21 protein-coding genes are annotated in these 23626 nt (G+C 73.1%); 11 read left to right on the top strand and 10 right to left on the bottom strand.

What is annotated here, in order from left to right:
• Positions 1-50: 50 nt before the first annotated feature.
• The 5 genes from AB0F71_RS01875 (at position 51) to AB0F71_RS01855 (ending at position 5078) form a co-directional block, all read left to right on the top strand.
• Positions 51-938 (top strand): DUF317 domain-containing protein, encoded by an 888-nt coding sequence (locus AB0F71_RS01875; RefSeq protein ID WP_360226560.1) that lies wholly within the window; start codon positions 51-53, stop codon positions 936-938.
• 140 nt (positions 939-1078) lie between these two features.
• On the top strand, positions 1079-3148 hold the full coding sequence (locus AB0F71_RS01870; RefSeq protein ID WP_360226557.1) for a DUF317 domain-containing protein: 2070 nt from the start codon (positions 1079-1081) through the stop codon (positions 3146-3148).
• Positions 3149-3324: 176 nt separating this feature from the next.
• Positions 3325-4137: a hypothetical protein gene (locus tag AB0F71_RS01865; protein WP_360226554.1), complete on the top strand. Its 813-nt coding sequence runs from the start codon at positions 3325-3327 to the stop codon at positions 4135-4137.
• A 40-nt stretch (positions 4138-4177) separates the two neighbouring features.
• On the top strand, positions 4178-4405 hold the full coding sequence (locus tag AB0F71_RS01860; RefSeq protein ID WP_360226551.1) for a hypothetical protein: 228 nt from the start codon (positions 4178-4180) through the stop codon (positions 4403-4405).
• A 61-nt stretch (positions 4406-4466) separates the two neighbouring features.
• Positions 4467-5078: a hypothetical protein gene (locus tag AB0F71_RS01855; RefSeq protein WP_360226548.1), complete on the top strand. Its 612-nt coding sequence runs from the start codon at positions 4467-4469 to the stop codon at positions 5076-5078.
• Between the two features lie 93 nt (positions 5079-5171).
• On the opposite strand, the gene AB0F71_RS01850 is transcribed toward AB0F71_RS01855, so the two are convergent.
• Positions 5172-6095 (bottom strand): DUF5655 domain-containing protein, encoded by a 924-nt coding sequence (locus AB0F71_RS01850; RefSeq protein ID WP_360226545.1) that lies wholly within the window; start codon positions 6093-6095, stop codon positions 5172-5174.
• Positions 6096-6766: 671 nt separating this feature from the next.
• Here AB0F71_RS01850 and AB0F71_RS01845 point away from each other — a divergent pair.
• The 4 genes from AB0F71_RS01845 (at position 6767) to AB0F71_RS01830 (ending at position 11022) form a co-directional block, all read left to right on the top strand.
• Positions 6767-6904 carry a hypothetical protein gene (locus tag AB0F71_RS01845; RefSeq protein ID WP_360226542.1) on the top strand — a complete coding sequence of 46 codons (138 nt, stop codon included), beginning with the start codon at positions 6767-6769 and terminating at the stop codon, positions 6902-6904.
• A gap of 68 nt (positions 6905-6972) precedes the next feature.
• Positions 6973-9171, top strand: coding sequence for an MMPL family transporter (locus AB0F71_RS01840; protein WP_360226539.1), 2199 nt, complete (start codon positions 6973-6975; stop codon positions 9169-9171).
• Between the two features lie 5 nt (positions 9172-9176).
• Complete coding sequence (locus AB0F71_RS01835) at positions 9177-10364, top strand: sensor histidine kinase (protein ID WP_360226536.1); 1188 nt, start codon at positions 9177-9179, stop codon at positions 10362-10364.
• A gap of 4 nt (positions 10365-10368) precedes the next feature.
• A complete protein-coding gene (locus tag AB0F71_RS01830; RefSeq protein ID WP_360226533.1) occupies positions 10369-11022 on the top strand; it encodes a response regulator transcription factor in 654 nt (217 codons plus the stop codon).
• Between the two features lie 103 nt (positions 11023-11125).
• Here AB0F71_RS01830 and AB0F71_RS01825 read toward each other — a convergent pair whose 3' ends face one another.
• The 7 genes from AB0F71_RS01825 to AB0F71_RS01795 form a co-directional block, all read right to left on the bottom strand.
• Positions 11126-12847: an NAD(P)/FAD-dependent oxidoreductase gene (locus tag AB0F71_RS01825; RefSeq protein ID WP_360226530.1), complete on the bottom strand. Its 1722-nt coding sequence runs from the start codon at positions 12845-12847 to the stop codon at positions 11126-11128.
• 339 nt (positions 12848-13186) lie between these two features.
• The gene (locus AB0F71_RS01820) at positions 13187-13765 is read right to left on the bottom strand and encodes a hypothetical protein (RefSeq protein WP_360226527.1); all 579 of its coding nucleotides are present in this window, start codon (positions 13763-13765) and stop codon (positions 13187-13189) included.
• 207 nt (positions 13766-13972) lie between these two features.
• The gene (locus tag AB0F71_RS01815; RefSeq protein WP_360226525.1) at positions 13973-15616 is read right to left on the bottom strand and encodes a hypothetical protein; all 1644 of its coding nucleotides are present in this window, start codon (positions 15614-15616) and stop codon (positions 13973-13975) included.
• Complete coding sequence (locus AB0F71_RS01810; protein WP_360226522.1) at positions 15610-16551, bottom strand: ABC transporter ATP-binding protein; 942 nt, start codon at positions 16549-16551, stop codon at positions 15610-15612. The genes AB0F71_RS01815 and AB0F71_RS01810 overlap by 7 nt, the downstream gene beginning before the upstream one ends.
• Before the next feature lie 110 nt (positions 16552-16661).
• Positions 16662-17285 carry a TrmH family RNA methyltransferase gene (locus AB0F71_RS01805; RefSeq protein ID WP_360226519.1) on the bottom strand — a complete coding sequence of 208 codons (624 nt, stop codon included), beginning with the start codon at positions 17283-17285 and terminating at the stop codon, positions 16662-16664.
• Positions 17282-17926, bottom strand: a complete 645-nt coding sequence (locus AB0F71_RS01800; RefSeq protein WP_360226516.1) for a methyltransferase — start codon at positions 17924-17926, stop codon at positions 17282-17284. The genes AB0F71_RS01805 and AB0F71_RS01800 overlap by 4 nt, the downstream gene beginning before the upstream one ends.
• A 247-nt stretch (positions 17927-18173) precedes the next feature.
• Positions 18174-18641 (bottom strand): carboxymuconolactone decarboxylase family protein, encoded by a 468-nt coding sequence (locus AB0F71_RS01795; RefSeq protein ID WP_360226513.1) that lies wholly within the window; start codon positions 18639-18641, stop codon positions 18174-18176.
• Between the two features lie 187 nt (positions 18642-18828).
• Between AB0F71_RS01795 and AB0F71_RS01790 the strand changes: the two genes are divergently transcribed.
• Positions 18829-19026 carry a hypothetical protein gene (locus AB0F71_RS01790; protein WP_360226510.1) on the top strand — a complete coding sequence of 66 codons (198 nt, stop codon included), beginning with the start codon at positions 18829-18831 and terminating at the stop codon, positions 19024-19026.
• Between the two features lie 89 nt (positions 19027-19115).
• Here the strand turns inward: AB0F71_RS01790 and AB0F71_RS01785 are convergent, their stop codons facing one another.
• Together AB0F71_RS01785 and AB0F71_RS01780 are read right to left on the bottom strand one after the other, a co-directional pair.
• The gene (locus tag AB0F71_RS01785) at positions 19116-21698 is read right to left on the bottom strand and encodes a lysylphosphatidylglycerol synthase transmembrane domain-containing protein (RefSeq protein WP_360226507.1); all 2583 of its coding nucleotides are present in this window, start codon (positions 21696-21698) and stop codon (positions 19116-19118) included.
• Between the two features lie 58 nt (positions 21699-21756).
• Complete coding sequence (locus AB0F71_RS01780; protein WP_360226504.1) at positions 21757-22518, bottom strand: SDR family oxidoreductase; 762 nt, start codon at positions 22516-22518, stop codon at positions 21757-21759.
• A 212-nt stretch (positions 22519-22730) separates the two neighbouring features.
• Between AB0F71_RS01780 and AB0F71_RS01775 the strand changes: the two genes are divergently transcribed.
• Positions 22731-23615 carry a helix-turn-helix transcriptional regulator gene (locus tag AB0F71_RS01775; RefSeq protein WP_360226501.1) on the top strand — a complete coding sequence of 295 codons (885 nt, stop codon included), beginning with the start codon at positions 22731-22733 and terminating at the stop codon, positions 23613-23615.
• Positions 23616-23626: the final 11 nt, after the last annotated feature.

Raw genomic sequence — 23626 nt, 5'->3', positions numbered from 1 at the left:
CGCACCGGGCCGACCGCGCGCCGAGAGAACCCGACTACCAGGAGCCGCAGTTGACCACGGCCAATCCCCACTGGGCCAAGCGGGCCCGCGACCGGCCCTGGCAGCAGGTCCGCATCACCCCAGCCCTGTACGCCGGACCCGCCCTGGACGCCGAGCGCGCGATCCGGCCGCTCACCGACGCCGGAGCCGTACGCCTCGACGACGGCCGCGGCAACCAGCTGATCATCTCTACCGACGGCCGGGTCCGGTTCGGATTCGAGCCGGGGAACGGCGACGTGGTGTGGAAGATCGCCGTCCACGAAAGGCCCTTCCTCCCGCCGTTGTGGACCATCGGCCTCACCGAGAACACGCCGATCGAGGTCGTCGAGGCCATCACCACGGACCTGGCCGAGCGGCTGCGCACCGGCAGGCGGCTCACCGGGGGTGCCGCCGACGAAGAGTGGCGCACCCCCCTCCAGGACCACGGTTGGACCCTCACCTGGGACGCCGCGGCCGGCACCGAGACGGCCTACTCGGAGTACAGCCCGCAGGACACGATCGTCCTCGACACCCGGGCGTTCCCGGACGGCGAGGAGTGGGAGGAAGCCGGGCAGGACGCCTTTTGGCGCGTCGACATCGCCGACGACTTCGACGGCTGGTCCGCTGCGGCCAGCATCTCGACGCCGGACCAGATCCTCCACACCATGGTCAGCGCGATGCTCGCCCCCGCCGTCCGCGACATCGGAGACCTCGACGACCTGGCCGTCGGCGCGGCCGTCATCGGCGCCGCAGAACTGGTCGAGATCCCCTCCAGCCCGACGCCCCTGGACGTCCACCGGGCCAAAGCCGCCCGCAGGAACTCCCCAGCGCGAGCCGCTGCCGACTCCACCGGGACCGCCGTCTCGGCGCCCGCACCCTCCCCGCAGCCGGCGGCCAGGCCGCTGCCGCGCCTCCGCTGAACACCGGGGCGCGGCAACGCGGGGACCACCCAGCTGGCCCCGCTGCCGAACCAGAACCCGCCGCCCGCGCTACCACCGTCACCCACGGCCCCAGCCGCTGACAGTCCCGAGGAACCGCCATCCCCGAAACCACGATCGACGTGACCCCGGCGTACCTCGCCGGGCGCGAGCACACCAACAGGGTCTTCGACCGCCTCGTCCAGCAGGGCTGGGGCCGAAGCACCGACGACGAACTGGGCCAGCAGTTCGCCTGGAGCAGGTCCCATCGCTTCCGCATCGCGGACGGCCAGCTCGACCCCGGTGCCGCCTGGCGGATCACGGCCGCCCCGGAGCCCCTCGGTGCGCCGGCCTGGATGGCGGGCTTCTCGACCGAGACGCCGCCGGAGATCATCATGGCCGTCACCGACGTACTCGCCCGCACCGGGGACACCATCGACTGGACCGGCGAGTCGCACCCCGCCCTCCAGCAGCCGACCGACCGGCGGACCCTGATCCGCAGCCTCACCGACGCCGGCTGGCGCAGCACCTACCGCGGCGGCGTGCTCGACCTGGAAGCTCCCGACGAACTCGCCCGCGCCCAGATCCGCCTCGACCCGCCCGGTGATCCGGACGACCTCATGGCCCGTCCCCACCTGTACGTGGAGATCGGTCCGCGGGGCTCCGGCGGCTACCCGCCCTACTGGCAGGCCATGGTCACCACCAACGCCCCCGCCGTCGTCGTCGACGCCCTCGCCCAGGCGCTCACCGACACCACCCCCCTGCAGCGGGACCGGGACTGGATGGACGAGGAACTGCTCGGCCACCTCGGCCACCGGACGGGGGCCGGCCACGTCAACGCCAGCCCGTACACCGAGACGGACCTGCGGGAGGCAGCGGCCGAGCTGTGCGAGCAGGTCCTGGAGGAGGTCGAAGGCGCCGGCCCCGTCGTCGACTGGTACATCGTGACCCGGGTCATCCCCAGCAGCCGGAGCCGCACTCCGACGGTCTGGGGCCGACTTCCCCCTGAGCAGAGGGCCCTGGCGAGTCTGCTGGTGGAGGACATGGTCGTCGCGGCGGCGGCGAGTGCGCCGGCGCTCCTCGACCTGGAGCTGGGCGCCAACCTCGACCCGCGCACCGCAAGCCGAAAGCGGACACCGCCCCTCACCACGGATCTCGGTGAACTCTCCTTCACCATGGATGACTTGAAGGACGCGGCGGCATGCGTCGCTGCGTCTCAGATCAATGCGATGGTGAATCGCGGCTGGATCGCCGAAGCGCTTCACGACCTGCCCGTCGGCGACGGCACCGAGTGGACCTGGGGATCGCTGCCAAAAGCCCAGCACCAGCAGGCGCTCCAGAGGATCGACCGCCTGCTGGGCGGGGCCGTCGAGCGCATCCCGGAGCTCTTCGCCCCGGACTTCAGGCCGGCGCCGCTGGCTCTCGTCGCCCCGGTCTACCTCGCCGGCCCCGGCCACGACCGCACCTCCGCGGCCAAGCCCCTGACCGACCGGGGCTGGTCCACCGAGAAACAGGGCGCCACCACGGTGTACACCAGCCCGTGCCGACGGCTGCGCGCCATGTCGACCAGCGACGAGACGGGGACGAGCTGGACCTCCTCCTTCGACGACCCGCTGAGCGGAGAGGAGGTCTGGCGGGTCACCGCGGACCGCCGCACCCCGCCGGAGATCGTGACCGCGCTGAACACCGCGCTCGCCGCCGGCCCGAGCGAGTTGATCCGGCCCGCCGGGCTCACCGAGGACGGTCTCGGGCCGATCATCGACGCAGGCTGGCATGACAACAGCACCCGTGAACACCTGATGTGGGGCGCATCGGACGCCGAGATGGCCAGCGTCTACCGCTGCACCGCCCCCGCCGGGCAGATGTTCGTGGGGGAGAGCCGCGCCTGGCAGATCAGCGGTGGAAAGCTCGGTCCGGGTGAGGTCGAGGGCTGGACCATCGAGATGTCGGAAGGCATCCCGGCCCCGCTGCTGGAAGCCGTCACGGCCGCGATGGCCGACCCGGCGCCGGTGGCCCGCCTCGGCCGTGACCTCACACCCGAGCACCTGCTGTACCTCGACGTCCGCCCCCTCGTCCCCAAGGCCCCACCCGGTCCGTCCCTGCGGGCGCTGGCCGCCCGCACACGCGTCGTCCCCTCATCGCCGGCACCGGGCGCCAGCTGCTCGACCGCCGCCTCCAACCCGCCCGACCAGCCCCGGCAGCCTGCCCGCTGATCACCACCCGCGCCAACACCGCCTCACCCCAGCAGGCCGGCACCCGCCGCGCCCGCCGAACCGACCACCCCTGCCACGTCACCGACCCCACAAGGGAGCACGGCCTGACCACCACCGCCTTCGACGCCATCGAACGGATTGCCCGCGCTGCCGCCTACCCCACCACGCAGAAGATCATGATCCGCGGGCTGCTCGACACCCCCGGCTCGTACTCCGCTCTCGCCGCCGCCGTCCACCGCGACGACCTCCGCCCGACCGCGCTGGCCGCCATCCGCTCCCTCGTCGAGCAGGACATCGACGAAGGCCGCCCATGGCCCTCCGAAGCCGCTCGCTGGCTCAGCCGCGCCGGAGCGGACTGGCAGACCAGTGCCGCCCTGGCCAACCACCTCGCCTGGTACGCCCGCAGCCGACGCAACAGCGCCCTCGCCCACCTCGTCGGCACCGACCACCTCACCCAGCCCGGCACCGACCGCATCCACGCCCAAGCGCTCCGGCACATCCACCTCGCCGCCCTCCGCTTCGACTTCCGGTGCCGCAGCATCCAGCAGCTGCTCGACCAGGTCCCGGGGAGCGAGCGAGCCCGCTGGGATCCGTACACCCGCGCTCTCGCCGCGTTCGCCCTCCTCGGAAGCTCCGCCGCCGGCGCCCTCGAAGCCCTGGACCGCAGTCTCGCCGAGGCCGGCGACAATCCCCAGGTCTGCCACGCCCTGCTCCACGGCCTCTGGCTCGGAGACGGACTGCCAGACCAGGCCGAGCACATCCTGGAGCTGGCCGCGTGGCCCACCTTCGACGACGACGACCCGGTCATGCTCTTCCGCACCGCCACCGCCTGGCGCAGCCTCGGCCGCCGATCCGAAGCACTCGCGGTGATCGACCGCGCCCTCGAAGCCCTCGACCCGAACCAGTCCGACGTCCACGCCGACCTCGTCCGCGAACGCGCTCTGATCACCGCGCTGGCCCGAGAACCGCAGCACGACCGCGGCCACTAACCCTGCCCTCCCCCGGGCCCACGCCCAGAGTCCCTACCCCTTGAGGAGGAAGACCACCATCGAACAGCCGAACCCCCAGGACCGTCAGCCCACCGCCCCCGACCCGCGCCTCGCCGGAGGCGAGGAAGGCCGGACCTACCAGCGTGACCTGAGCCGCTGGGCCGCCCGCCGCGCCCACATCCAGCAGGCCCTCGACTCTTCCCGCACCCAGCCGAGCGAACTACCTGTCACCCCGGCACCCGCACCACCCCGTTCCCGCCGGCGGTAACCAAAGACCGGGCCGACCGCCTAGCCTTCGAGCCGGAGCCGTTCAGCACCGAGGGGGCGAAGTGAGCACGATCCGGATCATGGCGTTCGCCGGCGACGAGCCGATGGTGGAGTACGTCCGGGGGCTGGGGTACCAGTTGCGGACGGTCCGCCGGCGATGGTACTCAACGGAGCGCGGCGATCCCCTCAAGATCGAAGTGCGGACCCCGGGCACAGCTACGGAGGCGTTGGAGGCTCTGCGCGCGCCGGCCGATCTGATCGTCTTCGCTGCCCACGGCGGCTTCTCGGACGACGGGGTCGCCTGGGTGGGAGAGGACGTGGCCGACACCGGGCGGTGGATCAACCTTGATTGTCTTCGGGGGGACCTCGGTGGCTTGCGCTGCCACGGCCTGGTGCTCGACGCCTGCTCGAACTACGAGGAGTTCGCCAAGCGAGTCGAGGCCGCCCTGGACCAGCGCGCCGCGTACCTCGGATGCGACGGGAAGAACCTGTTCACCCACGGGCCGGTATTGGTGTGGGACCTGCTGGCCCGCCTGACCGTGGCACAGAACCCGGCGATCGACGCGCAGGGCATCGACCAGGCAGCGAGGGCTGCTCTGGAGGCGGCCGGTCGCGTACTCCAGGACGGCGACGCAAAGGCGTTGAAGCGCTGGAGCGTGCGGCTGCTCGGCTGAGGCCAGCCCTGCGGACCAGCCCTCCGGCGGGCGGGCCGAGCAACAACGATGGGCCGTACCCCTACCGGGGTACGGCCCATCGCCATCGCCGGACTACGCAGCAGCGGCGTAGCTCGTGCGCAGCAGCGCCATCGACCGATCGAGGTCCTCCACCGACCCGATGCGGACCTCCAGCTCGCCCGTCCCGAGGTGCCCGATTCTCCGGACGTCCCGGGTCCAGCCCGGAACCAGCTGGACCGTCGTCGGGTCGACCCGAAGGAAGACGACCAGAGCCTGAGCCTGCGCCAGCACCCGGACGCAGGCGAAGTTCCGCCGCCGACGGTAGGCAACGTAGTGCTGCAGCGGTACCGCGTGGCCCTCGCCCAGGTCGAGCAGACGCGAGTCGAGCTCCTCGTACAGTCCGCGGATCTCGCCGCCAGCCTGCGCGAGCACGTCGGTGACCGTCCGACGGTTGGCCGATACCGGCCGGGCAAGCTCTGTCCGCCGACCCGGGAGGGCGCTGCACCCGCCGGCGACCGACGCCGCCAGCTCCAGCGTCACCAGGTCGTCCCCGTATCGCCGGTAGACCACCATGTCGATCCGGTGGTGGGACATCCCGGCCGCCACCAGGTCGTAACGGGTGAAGTCCGCTGCGATGCACACCACCCGCGGGTTGCTCCAGTCCACCTGCTCCGCGGCCTTGGTGCCGAGCCGCTGCTCGACGAGCGCCTCGAACTCGGCGCGGCTCTCCACCAGCCACGCGAGGTAGAAAAGCCCCTGTGCGAGGACCGACTCGCTGCTCGTGCGCTTGTACTCGATCAGCACCGGGCTGCCGTCCTCGTCCAGACCGAGGCTGTCGATCCGGCCCCGGTGTACCGGACCGGTGGAGTACTCGCTCGCCAGGAAACGGACGCCGCCCAGCATCTCCTCCATGTTCGCCTCGACGAGAGCCTGGAGGTGACGCTCCAGCTCCACGGTGTCGCCCTCGACACGACGAACATCCCCATCAGAAACGCGGAACACCTGCAGACCCGCCACGTACCCCCCAGCACACCCTCCACCGGACCACCCGGGGATGAGCCGGACACCATACATGCCGGAAGCAGGGCAATCTAGGTCTTGTTGCGTTTATCGCACTTTGCGCAGATGGGAATACGGCAGGTGCGAGAAGGTGGGTGTCGTCGCGCGCCGGCCTGCTCGGGTGGCCCGGGCTCCGGTGCGGGGCGATGGGCCTGGTGCGCCAGGGGTCTGCCCGGTCGGCGGCTCCCGCGAGCTTGTCGGTGCTCGGGAGCATCGCCGCAGTCGTACGGTGGGGCGTTGCCGAGAGTGACGATCGTGGCTGGGTCGTCTAAGCTGGACTCTAGGACATTCCCCAGTCGTCGGGGTGCCCGCGAAGTGCCCGGGACGTTCGGGCACCCGTGGGACGCACGGTCCCGCCTGGGACTAACCGTCAGGGGTGCACGTGCTCTGATCAGGTAAAACTGGGATTCAGGCCCGCCCATTGGGACTGGTGGGCACGGGACCGACCGCGCTCGTAATGCGTAGGTCGCGGGTTCGAATCCCGCAGGCGGCTCTGTAGAAGCCCCAGGACTCACTCGCCGTGACCTGGGGCTTTTGCCTTTTCTCGGCGTGCGGGCAGGCGTCGGCGACGCCCTGCAAGATCGCTTGCGTGAGCGATGCGTGAGTGTGGGCGTTTACTACCGGGCCGCTTGTTCCAGCGCGCCGTCCGTCTGCCCACCGAGCACCTCGCGGTACGCCTCGACTTCCCCGCCGCCCAGGCCGTCATCGACGAACTGTTCACCGCCGTCGAGCGGCCCACTGAGGTTTCACCCCCGGCCGTCCACTGAACGGTGGACCCGAGATTCAACCGGCCGGGCGTGTCGGGCCCTGCCCCCGGCCGACCAGGATCTCGGGTATGAGTCAACTCCCTGTGCGGATAGCCCGATGGAGCGCCCGGCACGCATGGCGCGCGATCGCCGGCTGGTTCGCGTTCGTCATCCTGTGCTTCGGTGTCGGCGTCACGGTCGGCTCCCACGAAGCCACTACCGAGGACTACCGGGTCGGTGAGGCGGGGCGGGCCGAGGCGATCGCGGCCGCGGGCGGCATGCAGCAGCGGCCGACGGAGCAGATCATCATCCACGCCAGGTCCGGACCGCTGGACACGGCCGCCGCCGCCTCGGCGGCGCAGGAGCTCACCGAGCGGATGCGGAAGCTTCCCGAGGTGGACGGCGTGGCACCTCCGGTCCGCTCCAAGGACGGTCAGGTCGTCAGGGTCTCGGTGGTCCTGAACGGCCCCGAGCTGGACGGCAAGAAGAACGTCGTCCCGCTCCTCGCGCAGACGGCGAAGGTTCGCGACGGCCACCCGGACCTGATCGTGGAGGAGACCGGCTCCCCCTCGATCAGCAAGGGCGTCAATGACCAGCGAGGGAAAGACCTGACGCTCTCCGAGCGCATCACCCTGCCGGTCACGCTCATCACGCTACTGATCGTCTTCGGATCGGTGGTCATGGCCGGTGTGCCGCTGCTGCTTGCGCTCTCCTCGATCACCGCCGCCCTGGGGCTGTCCATGGTCGCGTCCCATGTCCTGCCCGACCCCGGTGTCGGGACCAACATGATCCTGCTCATCGGCCTGGCGGTGGGCGTCGACTACACGCTCTTCTACCTCAAGCGCGAACGCGAGGAACGGGCCCGCGCCGGGGGGCGGCTCAGTTCCGAGGCCCTGGTGGAGCTGGCGGCGGCGACCGCGGGCCGGGCCATCGTGGTCTCCGGTCTCGCCGTGATCGTCTCCACCGCGACCCTGTATCTGGCCACGGACGTCATCTTCTCCTCGCTCGCGACGGGCACGATCCTGGTCGTGACGGTTGCCGTGGTCAGCTCCCTGACCGTACTTCCCGCACTCCTGGTGAAGATCGGCCACCGGACCGAGCTGCGTGCAGCCCACCGTGCGGCCCGCGGCAAGCCGGTCCGGGCGAAGCGGGCCGAGGCCGAGACGGGCCGGGTGTTCGGCGCCCTGCTGAGGCCCGCGCACAAGCACCCCGCCCTCACGCTGTGCGTATCGACGCTGGTCATGCTCGCCCTGGCGGCGCCCGCGCTCGGCCTGAGGCTCGTCGACCCGGGCAAGGACACCTTCTCCCGCGACATCCCGGCCATGCAGGCCTACGACCGGCTGACCACGGCGTTCCCGGAGCTCCTGGTCAAGCACGTGGTTGTCGCCCGCTCCACTCCGGAGCGAGCGGCTCAGGTGCAGCATGCTCTGACGGACCTCGGCCGACGGGCGCAGGCCGATCCGCTGTTCGCCGAGGACGCCGAGCCGACGGTGCGCACGTCGGCCGACGGCCGGGTCAGCGTGCTGGAGCTGGCCGTCCCGTTCCCCGCACCCTCCGCCCAGTCGATCGAGTCACTTGACCACATCCGTAAGGACTATCTGCCCGCCACGGTCGGCAGGCTGTCCGGTGTGGAGACGGGGGTGAGCGGTGACGTGGCCCGAGGCCGCGACTACGTGGATCACGAGAACAGCAAGCTGCCGCTGGTCATCGGGTTCCTACTGCTGGCGACCTTCGTGATGACCGTGTGGGCGTTCCGCTCGGTCGTCATCGGCCTGATCGGCGTGGCACTCAATCTGCTGTCCGCCGGGGCCTCGCTCGGCCTGCTGGTCGTGTTCTTCCAGGGGACATGGGCAGAGGACCTACTGGCCTTCCACTCCCTCGGTGCCATTGCGTCCCGGGTACCGCTGTTCCTGTTCGTGATCCTCTTCGGCCTGTCGATGGACTACCAGGTCTTCGTGGTCGGCCGGATACACGAGGCCATGCGGAACGGGATGTCGGCTCGCGAGGCGGTACTGGACGGCATCAGCCGGTCGGCCAAGGTGGTGACCAGCGCGGCGATCGTGATGGTGACGGTGTTCGGTGCCTTCGTCGCCCTGCACCTCACCGAGATGAAGCAGATGGGCTTCTGCCTGGCGGTGGCCGTGCTGCTGGACGCCGTCGTCATCCGGCTCCTGGTCCTGCCCTCGCTCCTGCTGCTCCTCGGCGACCGGGCGTGGTGGCCGTCCCGCCCGGCGCGACGGGCGCATGCCGCGGTCCCTACGACCGGACCGCTGCAGAACGTAGGCTGACGATCATGATTCAACGGCCGCAGCCCGACGACCGGTTCCGCATACGGATCCTTCGCCGGTGGTACGCAGCTTCCTGGGTGCTGCTGGGCGTGTGTCCCCCGGTCATTTCCGCGCTGAACCACGGTGGGACAACGAGGTACTGGTCGTTGGCGCTGCTGGCCGTGATCGCCCTCTGCTACGCGACCGTGGTGGCCTTACCCCGCAATCCGGTGCTGCGCCCCCACACCTTTCTGGGCGTGCTCGTCCTCGGTCTGGGCGCACTGTCCCTCCTGCGTGGCGACGGCGCGGCGTTGTTCATCGTGTCGCTCCCTCACTTCTGGCTCTTCGCCAGGAGCCCGCGGTACTCGATCGCGTTCAGCGGCGCCGCCGCCGCGGCCACCGTTGCCGGCATCATCCGCCATCAGAGCCGGCACGCGGAGGACTTCTCCACCGGCAACATCGTCTTCACCCTCATCGGCTACACGGCGAGCGTGCTGCTCGGGCTGGCGGTGGTCCGGATCGTCGAGCAGAGCGACGAGCGCGCCCGCCGACTCGCCTCCGAGTTGGAGAGCGCCCAACTGCGCCTGGCCGAGGCGCACAGGCTCCAGGGTGCCACGGAGGAGCGCGAGCGGCTGGCACGGGAGATCCACGACACCCTCGCCCAGGGTTTCGCGTCCATCATCGTGTTGGCGGAGGCGGCCCGCTCCAGCCTCGACACGGACCCCGGCAGGAGCGCCCGACAACTGCTCTCGATCGAGAACACCGCACGCGAGAACTTCGCCGAGGCGCGGGTACTCGTCGGCTCCGCCCCGCAGAGCGGTCTCGCCCTCGGCTCGGTCGCGGGGGCCCTGCGCCGGACCCTGGACCGGTTCGCCGAGGACACGGGGCTCACCGTCACCGCGGACCTGCCGGACGTCGAGTGCGACCAGCCGACCCGGATCGCGCTCCTGCGCTGCACCCAGGAGTCCCTGGCCAACGTCCGCAAGCACGCGGCCGCCTCTGCGGTGGAGATCGTCCTCACTCCGTCTCCGTACGGCGTCGAACTGGAGATAACCGACGACGGCAGGGGCTTCGTGGTCGAGGACTCCCACGGCTTCGGGCTCAACGGCATGCGCAACCGCCTCGCCGAACTCGGCGGCGCACTCACCGTCACCAGTTCCCTAGGCGACGGCACCCGTGTTCTCGCCGTGATTCCCACGAACAGTCAGGTGTGACGACATGACAGGTCGAACAGAGCCGGAAGGTCTCCGCGTCATCGTGGTCGACGACCACACGGTCATGCGCGCCGGGGTCGTCGCCCTGCTGGCCTCGGAGCCCACCATCGACATCGTCGGCGAGGGCGGCGACGGCCGCGCGGCCGTCGAACTCGTCGAGCTCCTGAAGCCGGACGTGGCACTGATCGATCTGCGGATGCCGGTCCTCGACGGCGCGAGTGCTACCGCCGAGATCGTCGCCCGCCACCCGGGGACCCGGGTACTGATCCTGACCACGTACGACACCGACGCGGAGATCGAGCGCGCGGTCGAGGCGGGCGCGATCGGCTACTTGCTCAAGGACACCACGCGTGACCAGCTCGTCGACGCCATCCGATCCGCGTCCCGCGGCGAGACCGTGCTGGCCCCGAGGGTCGCGGAGCGGCTGGTCGCCCGCATGCGGCAGCCCGCTCCGGTGGCTCTGACCACGCGGGAGGTGGACGTACTGAGCGCAGTCGCCGACGGGTTGTCCAACGCGGAGATCGGTCGGCGGCTGGTCATTGCGGAAGCCACAGTGAAGACCCATCTGTTGCGGGTTTTCGCCAAGCTCGACGTCAGGGACCGCACCCACGCGGTGGTCGTCGCCCTCGAACGAGGGCTGCTGGACAGGCGTTCCTGACGTCGGTGTGCCTGGCTTTCGGAAGGCGAAGCCACCGCCCTGTCATCGTCCGTGAGCTGGTACATCTTCCGGTCCGGCGCGGGTGCGGGGCCGGGTGGGGGGCTCAGCCGATACGGGCGAGGCCCTTGGCGTGCTGGCGGGCGCGGCCGCGGGAGACCAGGAGTGGGTCCCAGGCGGGGCCGCGGGCGGGGAGTTTGGCCGGGTCGCCGAGCACGGTGCCGGCGGCTGCCTCGGCCAGCAGTGGGCGGGCGAGGATCTGCCCGGCGGCGACCATGCCGCTGGTGGCGACCGCGCTCAGGCCGCTGCCGAAGCGGGTGCTCTGGCCGACCACGTAGAGGCCCTCGACGTCGGTGCGCACGTCGGGCCGCTGGCTGACGTTGCCCCAGCGGGCCATGCCGTACGGGGTGCCGCCGCTGCTGCGGGTGTAGCGCTCGTGGCTGAGCGGGGTGGCCGTCTCCAGGTGGGTGATGCGGTCCCGGAAGGGGCCGACCACCTTCTCGGCGGCGGTCACCATCAGCTCGGTGAACTGCCGCTTGCGGGCCTGGTAGGCGGCGTCGCGGCGGTAGGGCTCGCCGTCCGCCGGGCCGCCGCGGACGCCCCAGAACTCGTAGCCGGGCGGGCAGAGGCTGAGCAGTTGGAAGTTGGAGTGGCCGGGCGGGCAGACCGCGGTGGCGCCCGGGTCCTTGCGGGAGGCGAAGGAGAACATCAGCTGGGGTATCGAGTCCACCGTGCGGTCGCGTTCCCAGCGCTCGATCATGGCGGCGTGCGCGGCCTCCATGTCGTCGCTGCCGTGCCACCAGAGGTTGGCGTTGGGCAGGCCGGGCAGCTCGGCGTCGAGGGCGATGTACACGGCGACCAGGGCGCCGCGCATGGTGGCCGCGCGGGTCCGGTCGACCAGGGCGGCGGGGAAGGCCCGTTCGCCGCCGCACAGGTCGAGCACGGTGCGACGGTAGTCGGCGTTGGAGATCACCAGAGGGGCGGAGATCCGGGTGCCGTCGGTGAGTTCGACGCCGGTGGCGCGCCCCTCCTCGATCAGGATGCGGCGCACCTCGCAGCGGGTGCGCAGCTCGCCGCCGTACGCCTCCAGGGCCTCGACGAAGGCGGCCACGAGGACCTGTCCGCCGCCCTCCGGGTAGTAGGCGCCGCGCAGGTAGTGGTCGAGCATGGCGGCGTGCTCGGCGAAGGTGATGCCGTCCGGCATGGTGCCGTAGTTGCCGGCCTGGGCGGCGAGCAGCGTACGGGCCTTGGGCGAGAGACCGCAGTGGTCCAGGGCCTCGGCGAGGGTCCGGGCCCGGCGGGCCCAGCGCATGGTGTCCGGGTACTGGCGGAACAGGTCGACCATGGGGCGGCCGAGCAGGGCCTCCCGGGTGGCTCCGGCCACCGTCTCGGCGAGGTGGACGAAGCGGTCGACGCCCTCGGCCTCCTCGGGCAGCGCCGCGCGCAGCCGGTCCCGGTAGCCCGTCCAGCCGGCCGGCACGTCCAGGGTGGCGGTGGGGGTGATGATCCGGTCGAAGCCCTGCTCGTTGTCCATCGGGCGGAAGGTCACCCGGTCGCGGACGCCGAGTCCGGACAGGATCGCCGGGAAGATGCCGTCCGGCCCGCAGTCGCCGACGTAGTGGGTGCCGACGTCGAACTCGTACTTGCGTCGGCGGCGGAAGACGTGGGCGTTGCCGCCGGCCACGTCATGCTGTTCGAGGACGAGCACGCTGCGCCCGTCGGCGGCCAGGTAGGCCGCGCCGACCAGCCCGCCGAGGCCGCTGCCGACCACGATCGCGTCGTAGTGGTCTCTGCCGCCCCCGGCCGCCGGACCCTGCACTTCCCGCATTCCCGCCCCACTCGTCGGACCATCAGAACGTGCCGCCGCCGTGGCTGTCGAAGACCGACCCGCTGAGGTACGCCGCCCGGTCGGACAGCAGGAAGGAGACCGGATCAGCCACCTCCTCCGGCTTGCCGACCCGCCCCGAGCGCAACGTTCCCCGGCATCCGCTCCAGCGCTGCCCCGGACATCCCGCCGACCAGGTCGGTCGCGATCAGGCCCGGGCGACCACGTCGGCGGCATAGTTGGCGCGCCAGACGCTACCGTAAATCCCGGACATTGACGACAGATTGACGGTCAGTCGGGTGGGGTGATCGGGAAGGTGTCGGGAAGGTGGCGCCCCCGCCGCTACCGGTGCAGGACGGTGCCGCCCCCGATCACCCAGAAGTCGGCCGGGACGGCGCCGCACTTGGTGACCTCGGTGTGCATCGCGGGGTCGGTCCGTTGCCAGCCGACCCGGCGCTCGCCCTGCCCGTCGGCCGGGTAGAAGGTCAGGCCCGCCTCGGGGTGCTGCCCGGGCTGGAAGGGCCGCGGCTCGCCGCCGAGCGGGGTGAGCACCATCCGGGAGATCGGCCCGGTCACCGTGACGGCGCCGGCCCCGTCGACGGTCAGGCAGTCGACGTCGAACTCGGCCCGGATGGTGCCGTCCTTCTCGAACACGTGCTGCACCACGGCGTGGCCCCGGGTGCGGCCGTCGACCGTACGGGCGTCGACCTGGGCGGTCAGCCGCTCGCCCGGGTTGGGGCCCGGACCGTACTCGTTGAGCAGCGTCCAGCCGTGCAGGGCGAGGTGCTGGGCCGGTGCGGCTGCCGGTGCGGCTGCGGGTACGGGTACGGCTGCGACTGCGGCCGCGGCGGTGCCCGTCGTCCCGGCGGCGAGGGCCGTGACGGCGGTGGCGAGCGCGACGGCGGCGGTGAGCTTGCGCATGGTCGATCCTCGGGATTCTCGGCGGAGTTCGGGCGTTCGCCCGACGCCTCCAAACTCCCAGCCCATCGCCGGTCGCCGCCTCCGCCGCGGGGAGGGACCGGCTCCCCCCGCCGGGGGAACCGCCCCTCGTCCGCGGGGTACGGGACACACCGCCGAACGGGACCTATCGCCCCGGCCGCGCCGGTACGAGAGCGCGCCGTACGGGCGTCACCGCACGGCCCGGCGTATCGCCTCCAGGGCGAGCGCGGCCGCGGCCAGCGCGGCGGCCAGCCCCGCGATCGCCGCCGGGGCCGGGGCGCGGTCTCCGGAGGCGCCCAGGAAGTCCAGCCCGGAGACGTGGTTGACCATCCCGTACCAGAGCATCGGGTAGACGGTCTGGAACAGCCGGGGGCCACGGCTGAGGCTGCCGCAGAGCAGCGCCAGGGCGGGCACCAGCAGCGCGCCCGCCACGGCTCCCAGTGCCGCCCGGGACTGCCCGGCGGCGGCCAGCCGCAGCGCCGGAACGGCCAGCACCGCCAGCGCCGGGACGACCCCGGCGAGCAGCCCGGCCAGCCCCCGGCGCAGCGGGGACGGGCAGGCGGCGAGGAGCTGATCGGTGCTGCCGCCGTCGGCCCGGTGGCCCATCCGGGCCCAGAGCGGCAGCGGCCAGAGCACCGCGAGCGGCAGCACCGCGTGGTTCGGCCCGTTCGGTGCGACGGCCGCCGCGGTCACCGCGAGCAGGGCCGCCCCGGCCCACCAGAGCCGCTGCCCCCGCACCAGGATCCGCAGCTCGCCGAGCATCGCGTCGAAGCCGATCCGCCCCTGCCGGGGAGCGGCCGTCCGGGCCCGGTCCAGGGCGAACCCGGCCGGTCCGGGCGGGGACACCGCCGCGCCCCCGTCCGGCCAGCCCGCCTTGCCCGGCCCGCCGGGGTTGCTTGCTCCGGTCGGCGCTCCGGCTCCGCCCGGCCACGCCAGCCGGATGCCCAGCCGGCCCGGCCGGATGCCCCGCCGGGCCGGATCCCCGTCGAAGCGCCGGAACCAGAGCGCCCCGACCAGCGCGATCCCCACCGCCGCGCCGACCAGCAGCACCCCCGTGGCCGCTGGTCCGCCCGCCTCCCCCGGCCCGAGCCCGGGCCAGTCGAAGGTGCCGAGCACCCGGTTGTCCGCCGTCAGGCCCACGCTGAACTCCACTCCGGAGACCGGCCGCCCGGCCGCCGCGAGCGACTCCCGGATCGAGGCGGAGATCCGCCGCATGCCCAGCACGTCCGGCCCGCCGCCGGCCTGCGCGCCCAGCACCATCACCAGCCAGACCGCCGACCAGACCGCCGCCCCCAGCCCGCCGCGCAGCCCGCGCACGGTGTCGAAGAGCACCGCGCACCCGGCCACCGCCGCCAGCAGCGGCAGCGTGATCAGGACGTACGGCAGCAGCAGCCGGACCGCGTCCACCTGGGCTGAGTCGCCCTTGATCAGCTGCACCGCGAGTGCCGTCCCGGCCAGCGCGAGCAGCATCGAGCCGAACAGCAGCAGGTTGCTGAGGAACTTGCCCGCCAGGTAGCCCGGCCGGCTCAGTGGGGTGGCGGCGAGCAGCCGGCCGACGCCGCTGAGCTCGTCCCGCCCGATGCCGCCCCGGGCGACCCCGAAGCCGGCCAGCGAGAGCCAGACCGCGCCGCCGAGCGCCGTGACCGTCCCCACGTAGCCGCTGGTGTACCGGCCGTGCAGGTCGGTCACCTGGAACACCTCCCAACGGGAGTCGCCCACCGGCGCGGCGAGCAGCCCGAGCGCGAGCGTGCCGAGCAGCACCACCAGGTAGCCGGGCCGGCGCCGGCGCTCCCGGAAGTCGGCCAGGGCCAGCGCCCCGATGCGCGTCACCACGCGCTCACCGCCTCCGGCTGCCCGGGCACCGCCCGGTCGGCGGTGAGCAGCAGGTACGCGTCCTCCAGCCGGGGCGGTACGGGCTGCGCCCCGGGCGCGGGCGCGAGCCGGGAGAGCACCCGGGCCCGGACGCCCTCGGGGGTACGGGTGGTGCCGGCGACCGGGAACCGCGAGCGCAGTGCCGGCAGCGCGTCCGCGGCGACGGTCAGCTCCCAGACCGCGCCCTCGGCCCCGCGCAGCAGTTCCTCCGGACTGCCGTGGTGCAGCAGTCGGCCGCCGCCCATCACCGCGATCCGGTCGGCGGAGGCGGCGACGTCCGGGACGATGTGGGTGGACAGCACGACGATCCGGTCGGCGCCGAGCTCGCTGAGCAGGCTGCCGAAGCGCAGCCGCTCCTCCGGGTCGAGCCCGACCGTGGGCTCGTCCACGATCAGCAGCGCCGGGTCGTTGAGCAGCGCCTGGGCGATGCCGACCCGTTGGCGCATCCCGCCGGACATCGCGCCCAGCCGCTGCCCGGCCGCGCCGGTGAGGTTGACCAGGTCGAGGAGCTGCTCGATCCGGGCCGCGGCGGAGCGCCGCCGCAGCCCCTTGGCGGCGGCCAGGTAGGCGAGGAACTCGCGGGCGGTGAGCTGTGGGTAGACGCCGAAGTCCTGCGGCAGGTAGCCGACGGCGCGGCGCAGCGGCCCGGGCCGGCGGGCGATGTCCACCCCCTCCCACAGCACCCGCCCCGAGGTGGGCCGGGTGACCGTGGCCAGGATGCGCATCAGGCTCGACTTGCCGGCGCCGTTGGCGCCGAGCAGGCCGAGCACGCCGGGCCGGAGCGTCAGCGAGAAGGAGTCGACCGCGCGTTTGCCGCCGCGGTACTCCTTGGTGAGGTCGAGGATCTGGAGTTCGGTCACGTCCCGAATGCTTCCGCCCGGGCCGATCCCGCACATCTGCCGTTCGGCAGATATCCGGTGGCCTCCGGCGCCGGATCACGCCGGAGAACGCCGGAGGGGTGTGCCGTTCGGCACACCCCTCCGATCATCTGAGGTCGGATCAGATGTCAGTCCTCATCGCCGAAGTCGCCCCCGGGCTCGTCCCCGGGCTCGTCCCCGAGGTCGCCCCCGAAGTCGCCCCCGGCGTCACTCCCGTCCGGGGTGCCGCTGATCGCGTACCCCTGCCGGCGCGCCTCGTAGCAGGCCACCGTCGCGGCCGCCGAGACGTTCAGCGAGCCGACCCGGCCCAGCTGCGGCACGAACACCACCTGGTCGCAGAGCGCCAGCGCCTCGGGCGTGATCCCGCGGTCCTCGTGCCCCAGCACGAAGGCCACCGCGGGGGTCAGCTCGGCGGCGAACATCGGCACCGCGTCGTCCGCCAGCTCCAGCCCGACCACCTTGAAGCCGTCGGCCTTCGCGGCCGCGACCGCCTCGGCGACGGTCGGGAAGTGCTCCACCTTCAGGTACTTGTCGGTGCCCATCGCGGCCTTCTGCGCGCCGGAGGAGCGCACCGACGGGGTGTCCCCGGTCAGGTACAGCTTCTCGGCGCCCATCGCCGCCCCGGTGCGCACCACCGAACCGACGTTGAACGGCGACTGCAGGTTCTCCAGGATCATCGCGAGCCGGAACTCGTTGCTGCGCCGCCAGGTGCGGTGCAGTCGCTTCAATTCGGTCCCGCGCAGCTGCTTCACGACGTCGTTCCCCGTCCACTCTCGGTGCCCTCGCCCGCTTCCGGGCGGGGCCGCGCTTCCAGAATCCGGAACCCGTTGACCGACGTGACCCGGGAGGTCGGGTAGCCCTGCTCGTTGAGCCACTTCTGCAGCGAGTCCGAGCCCAGGTGCTTCTGCACCACGAGGAACGCCGAGCCGTCCGGGGTCAGCCGGCCGAGCCAGTGGGTCAACAGCCCGCGCAGTTCGGCCTTGCCGATCCGGATCGGCGGGTTGGAGTAGATGGTGGCGAACCGGAGGTCCTCGGGGACCTCGTCCGGCAGCGCGGCCTGGACGTTGCCCAGGCGCAGCGCCTCCGCGTTCAGCCGGACCAGCTCCAGCGCGCGCTCGTTCACGTCCACCGCCCACACCGGGAGCCGCTTGCGGCGGCTCGCCCAGGTCAGCGCGATCGGGCCGTAGCCGCAGCCGACGTCCAGGATCGGGCCGCGGACCCGCGGCTGCGGGGCGTGCTCCAGCAGGACCCGGGTGCCCTGGTCGAGCCGGCCGTGCGAGAACACCCCTGCGTCGGTGGTGAGTTCGAGGGTCAGGTCCGGGAGCGAGACCGTGATCGGCCGGCGCTCGCTGGCGACCTCGGGCGCACTGGAGAAGTAGTGCGAGCCGGACATGGGTTCCCCGTCGTTCGTAAGGGCCGTCGTTGTCAGGCCGTCGTGCGGATGGGCCTCGGGGCCCACCGGGTGGGTGCGGGACGGCCCTGGGTACGGCACCGATCGTACCCCCGGTGGCCTGCGGGGCGTTCCGCGCTGCCCGGCGGGACGGGCCCGCCGGGGCCCCGCCGCCGGGGCCCGAACCGCTCGGGACGGACTGGTCGGGACGGACGTGTCGGAGCGCGGTCGGAGCGCGGTCGGAGTGCGGTCAGAGCGTGCCGGGGGTCTTGCGGGTGGCGATGTTGATCCGGTTCCAGGCGTTGATCGTGAAGCAGACCGAGATCAGCTGCGCCAGCTCCGCCTCCGCGAAGTGCGCGGCCGCCCGGGCGTACACCGCGTCCGGGACCCCGGTGCCGATTCGGGTGATCTCCTCGGCCAGCGCCAGTGCGGCCCGCTCGCGCTCGCTGTACACCCCGGCCGGGGCCTCCTGCCAGACCGGCAGCAGGTAGATCCGCTCGTCGGTCTCGCAGGCCTTGCGGGCGTCCTTGACGTGCATGTCCAGGCAGTAGGCGCAGTTGTTCAGCTGCGAGGTGCGCATCTGCACCAGCTCCACCAGCGCTGGGTCCAGGCCCTCGCGGGCGGCGGCGTCCAGGGCGATCATCGCGCGGAACACCTTGGGGGCGGTGCGGGCGTAGTCGAGGCGGGCGGGGGCGGCGGTGGTCTCGTTCGTGGTCATGACGACGAGCCTAGGAGTGGAATGAACCCCGTCCATGGGTCATTCATGCACTGGTTCCATGGGTCAATCGGGGTTCGGACAACACGCCGGAGCGCCCTCGGCGCGTCGCGTCCGCGCGCCCGGCGGCGGATACTGCGAGTACCGCCATCCGGGCCCTGGGAGCCTCCCGACAGTGAGGACGGACGCCATGCCGCAGAATCACGAGGACTACCTGATCGACGAGGCTGCCGAGACCGTCGAGCCCGACGACGAAGCGACCGACAGCGACGAGTACGACGAGGTCGCCGAGCGCCGGGCCGTCGGCGCGGACCCGGCCACCGACCTCGCGGACGCCGCCGAGCAGAGCCGGGTCGTCCAGCTCGACGAGGACGAGTACCGGGAGTAGCGGCAGCGCCTACCAGCCCCTGCCGGCGCGTACGAGCCCCTGCCAGCGCGTACGAGCGCGTTCGAGCCCCTACCAGCCCCGACGAGCGCCTACAGCGCCTTGCGGCGCTGCAACCAGGTCATCGCCGCCCAGCCCGGCAGCACCGGCAGGATCAGCGTCAGCAGCCGGAACAGCGCCACCGCCGCCAGCGCCCCGCCCTCCTCCATCGACGCGGTCTGCTGGAGCCCCAGGAGCAGCGCCCCGTCCACCGCGCCGACCCCACCAGGGGTCGGCGCGGCGTTGCCCGCCGCGTTGCCCACCAGGAACACCACCGCCACCGCGGCGAAGGACGGTGCCCGGCCGATCGCGAGGGCGCAGCAGTACAGGCAGGTGATCAGGCAGAGCGACACCAGCAGCTGCCCGGCCACCCCCACCGCCAGCCGGCCCGGGTTGCGCAGCAGGTCCAGCAGCCGCGGCAGCACCTCCGCCGTCAACGGCCGCAGGCGCGCCGCCAGCCACCGCCGGGCGGGCGGGATCGACCAGACCACCACCAGCAGCACGGTCGCCACCACCAGCCCGCAGACCACGGCCGGCAGCGCCGCCAGCTCCGAACCGCCCGGCTGCGCGTCCACCAGGTAGACGAAGGCCCCCAGCTGCAGCAGGTGCAGCACCAGCCCGATCAACTGACCCACCCCGACGCTGGACAGCGCCTGCGCGGTGGGGATGTCCGCCCGCTGCAACAGCCGGGTGTTCAGCGCGATCCCGCCGACGCCCCCGGGCGACACCAGCTTCACGAACGCCCCGGCCACCTGTGCCAGCACCACGTTGCGGAAGTTCAGCCGCTCCGGCACGAACCCGACGAACCCCATCGCCGCCGCCACGTGGCTCAGCCCCGCCGCCAGCACCGCCAGCGCCAGCCACCACGGATCGGCATCGGTCAGCGCCGCGACCGGGTTGTCCTCCACCGCGAAGAACTGCGGGATCAGCAGCACCCCGGCCACCACCCCGCCCGCCACGGCGAAGAGTGTCCGCGGCCGCAGCCGCTCCAGCCGCACGGGCCGCCCCACCACCTCCGGCCGGCCGCGCGACACCTCCGCCCGGATCTCCTCCAGCAACCCGCCGGCCGTCCCCGCCTGGACACCGGCTCCGGCCCCAGCCCCCGCCCCAGCCCCTGGCGTACTGCCGTCCGGGCGGCGCTTGAGCGCCTGGCGGGTCGAGCGGGCCAGGGCGATCGGTTGCAGGAGGGGCAGTGCGGCGCCCAGGGCGTCGCGGCCCAGGACGGTGGTGGCGGTGCGGACGGCGCGGGCGGCGCCGGCCCGGAGGGCGAGGGTGGTGAGCAGCTGGACGACGTCGCAGCGCAGGACGAGTTCGCTGGCCGCGATGTCGCCGTCGGCGAAGTCGACCAGGTGGACCGCGCCGCCGCCGTCGACCAGCAGCGAGGACGGGACGAGCGCGCGGTGGGCGATCTCGCGGCGCTGGAGCAGGGCGAGCTGGCCCCAGGCGTCGGTGAGGAGCCCGTCGGTGATCTCCTCGTCGTCGAGCTGGTCGAGGGTGCGTCCGGCCAGGTGCTCGTACGCGATCAGGGCGGTGTCGTGGCCGAGGCCCGCCGTGGCGGCGATCCGGCGGGTGCGGACGCCGGCGGCGAGGGCGGCGTAGGTGACCAGGGCCTCGTGCTCCAGCCCGGTGCGCGGTGAGCGCAGGGCGCGCGGGTGCGGGGCGGTGCGCAGGCGCAGGCGGCGCCAGGCGCGCTGGACGGCGGCGGCGGTGACGGCCTGCCGGTCGAGCAGTTGGACGTCGAGTTCGGGCCGGTCGTCGGCCTGCCGGACCTGATAGTGGTCCGGTCCGGCGGGCAGGGCCTCGACCGGTCGCAGTCCGCTGTCGCGCAGGGCGCGCAGCACTTCGCCGGGCCGGGGCCGCGGGTCCGGGGTGCCGACGGCGTACAGGGTGCCGTGGGCGCCGGTCCAGCCGATGAGCAGCCCGAGCAGCAGGGCGGTGGGGGTGGCGTAGCCGCCGGCCAGTCCGGCGAGGCCGGAGAGCGTGAGGACGGCCCAGGGCAGGCGGCGCTCGCGGCTGGCGGAGGCGGTCATGAAGGCGAGGACGGGCGCCAGGTAGCCGTAGACGGGTTCGGTGTGCGCGAGCGCGTCGGCGGGCAGCCGCTGGGTGAGGGCGGTGAGCAGGGAGGCCGGGGCGAGGTCGTCGGCCCACAGGCCGAGCGCGAGGGTGGCGCCGTACGCGATGACGGCGGCGAGCAGCCCGTCGGAGACCTGTTGGAGGGCGCGCCGCCGGTCGGGGCCGAGCAGGCGGCGGACGGCGAGGCCGACGGGCAGCAGCAGGACCGCGGCGGTGGTGAGCCCGCCGGCCAGGTTCGCCAGTGGCCTGGGGACCAGCGCGGCGGCCTCGGCGACGTCGGCGGCGATGCCGCCGGTGGTGGCGCGGGCGTAGTCGGCGAGCAGCAGGGTGAGCGCGATCGTGATCAGGCCGGTGAGCAGCCGGATCAGGGCGACGGGCTGACGGACCCGCCCGGCCTCGGACAACGGGCGGGCCCGTTGTCGCGGGCCTCCCGGTCGGCCGGGTGCGGCCCCGTCGGCATGCCGCTGCCCGGGTATCTCCCCGTCGCCGTCCGGTTGCCCGGCCGGGGTGGTGGTGCCGCCCCCGCCGGTGTCGCCGTTCGTTCTCCCCGTCACGATCGCCACGGGTGGCATGCTCCCATGCCACCCGTGGACCGGGGGCGGGGGTTAGGTGGCGCCCCCGTCACGCCTGCCGGGTCGGCAGCACCACCTGGTGGCGCAGGTTGACGTGCCGGGGCCGGCTGGCGGTGTAGGCGATGAGGTCCGCGATGTCGTCCGCGCCGAGCGTCGGAATCGCGGCGAACATGCCGCCGAGCTGTTCGCGCAGCGCCGGGTTGTCGATGTGCCCGCGGAGTTCGGTGTCGGTGAGGCCGGGCTCGATGGCGCTGACCCGGACGTCGCGCGGGCCGAACTCGGTGCGCAGGGCGGTGGAGAGCTGGGTGAGCGCGGCCTTGGTGGCGCAGTACACCGCGTAGTCGGGGAAGGAGACGTGCGAGGCGATGGAGGAGACGTTGACCAGGTCGGCGGTGCGGCCGTCGTCGGCGGCCTCGGTGAGGTCGGCGGTGAAGGCGCGGACGATCCGCAGGGCGCCGGTGAGGTTGGTGTCGATCATCCGGGTCCATTCGTCGATCCGCCCGTCGGCGAGCGGGTTGGCCAGCATCACCCCGGCGTTGTTGATCACCAGGTCGACCGGGCCGTAGGCGTCGTGGACGGCCTTCGCGGCGGCGTCGACCGACGCCTGGTCGGTGATGTCGGCGGTGACGGCGAGGGCCTGCCCGCCGGTCGCGGCGATCTCGGCGGCGAGCGCGTCGATCCGCCCGGTGCGGCGGGCGAGCAGGGCGACCCGGGCGCCGTTGGCGGCGAGCAGCCGGGCGGTGGCGGCGCCGATGCCGCTGGCGGCTCCGGTGACGACGGCGGTGCGGGTGGCGAGGGCGGGGTAGCTCATCGGGGACTCCTGGAGGGGCCGGTGCTGGCTGACGTCGACCACTCTGCGGCGCCGCCGCACGCCTACCCAGGGCCACGTTCTTCCCGGGTGGGGACTTCCCGGGTCCGCGCTTCCAGGGAGGGGACTTCCGGGGTAGGGGCTTCCCGGGAACTCCCAACCCGGGAAAGGCAGTACCACCCTCGGGCCGCCGCCGCGGGGCTACCCTGCCTGGCATGGAGAACACCCTGGGGGACTTCCTCCGCTCGCGCCGGGCCCGGATCCAGCCGGAGGAGGTGGGCCTGCCCGCGCACGGCCGCCGCCGGGTGCAGGGCCTGCGCAGGGAGGAGGTGGCGCAGCTCGCCGGGGTCAGCGTGGACTACTACGTCCGGCTGGAGCAGGGCCGCGGCGGCAGTGCCTCGGACGCGGTGCTGGACGCACTGGCCCGGGTGCTGCGGCTGGACGAGGTGGAGGCGGCGTACCTGCGGTCGCTGAACCGTCCGCCGAAGTCCGGGGCCGTTCCGGTGCGGGTGGACCGGCGGGTCCGTCCGGGGGTACGGCTGCTGCTGGACCTGATGCCCGGGGTGCCGGCCTTCGTGCTGGGCCGCCGGATGGAGGTGCTGGCCTGGAACGCGCTGGGTGACGCCGTGAACGGCTTCTCCGAGCGGGCGACCCGGACCCCGGGCACGCCGCCCAACCAGGCCCGGGACGGCTTCCTCGACCCCGCCGCCCGGACCTTCTACCGCCAGTGGGAGGCCGTCGCCCTGGAGACCGTCGCCCAGCTGCGCCGGGACGCCGGACTGCACCCGGACGATCCGGCGCTGGCCGCGCTGGTGGGCGAACTCTCGATGCGCAGCGAGGAGTTCCGCCGGCTCTGGGCGGACCACCAGGTGTTGGGGAAGACCGGCGGGGTGAAGCTGCTGCGGCACCCGCTGGTCGGCGACCTGGACTTCGGCTACGAGACCCTGACCGTCAACGGCTCACCGGACCAGACGCTGGTCACCTTCACCGCCCCGCCGGGCTCGCCGACCGCCCAGAAGCTGGCCCTGCTGGCCAGTTGGACGGCCACCGGCCAGGCTCCGGAGGCCGCGGAGCGCGCGGAGTCCGCGGACGGGGCCTGAGCGGGAGTGCT

It is taken from the genome of Kitasatospora sp. NPDC028055, from assembly GCF_040637885.1.
GTDB lineage: Bacteria > Actinomycetota > Actinomycetes > Streptomycetales > Streptomycetaceae > Kitasatospora.
This window is presented reverse-complemented; position numbering and strand designations above follow the sequence as displayed.

What these genes read in the sequence shown, in the direction of transcription:
- AB0F71_RS01865 (WP_360226554.1), top strand. Translation starts at nt 3,325, where the DNA reads ATGATCCGCGGGCTGCTCGACACCCCCGGCTCGTACTCCGCTCTCGCC.
- AB0F71_RS01840 (WP_360226539.1), top strand. Translation starts at nt 6,973, where the DNA reads ATGAGTCAACTCCCTGTGCGGATAGCCCGATGGAGCGCCCGGCACGCA.
- AB0F71_RS01835 (WP_360226536.1), top strand. Translation starts at nt 9,177, where the DNA reads ATGATTCAACGGCCGCAGCCCGACGACCGGTTCCGCATACGGATCCTT.
- AB0F71_RS01830 (WP_360226533.1), top strand. Translation starts at nt 10,369, where the DNA reads ATGACAGGTCGAACAGAGCCGGAAGGTCTCCGCGTCATCGTGGTCGAC.
- AB0F71_RS01825 (WP_360226530.1), bottom strand. Translation starts at nt 12,847, where the DNA reads ATGCGGGAAGTGCAGGGTCCGGCGGCCGGGGGCGGCAGAGACCACTAC.
- AB0F71_RS01820 (WP_360226527.1), bottom strand. Translation starts at nt 13,765, where the DNA reads ATGCGCAAGCTCACCGCCGCCGTCGCGCTCGCCACCGCCGTCACGGCC.
- AB0F71_RS01810 (WP_360226522.1), bottom strand. Translation starts at nt 16,551, where the DNA reads ATGTGCGGGATCGGCCCGGGCGGAAGCATTCGGGACGTGACCGAACTC.
- AB0F71_RS01800 (WP_360226516.1), bottom strand. Translation starts at nt 17,926, where the DNA reads ATGTCCGGCTCGCACTACTTCTCCAGTGCGCCCGAGGTCGCCAGCGAG.
- AB0F71_RS01795 (WP_360226513.1), bottom strand. Translation starts at nt 18,641, where the DNA reads ATGACCACGAACGAGACCACCGCCGCCCCCGCCCGCCTCGACTACGCC.
- AB0F71_RS01790 (WP_360226510.1), top strand. Translation starts at nt 18,829, where the DNA reads ATGCCGCAGAATCACGAGGACTACCTGATCGACGAGGCTGCCGAGACC.
- AB0F71_RS01780 (WP_360226504.1), bottom strand. Translation starts at nt 22,518, where the DNA reads ATGAGCTACCCCGCCCTCGCCACCCGCACCGCCGTCGTCACCGGAGCC.
- AB0F71_RS01775 (WP_360226501.1), top strand. Translation starts at nt 22,731, where the DNA reads ATGGAGAACACCCTGGGGGACTTCCTCCGCTCGCGCCGGGCCCGGATC.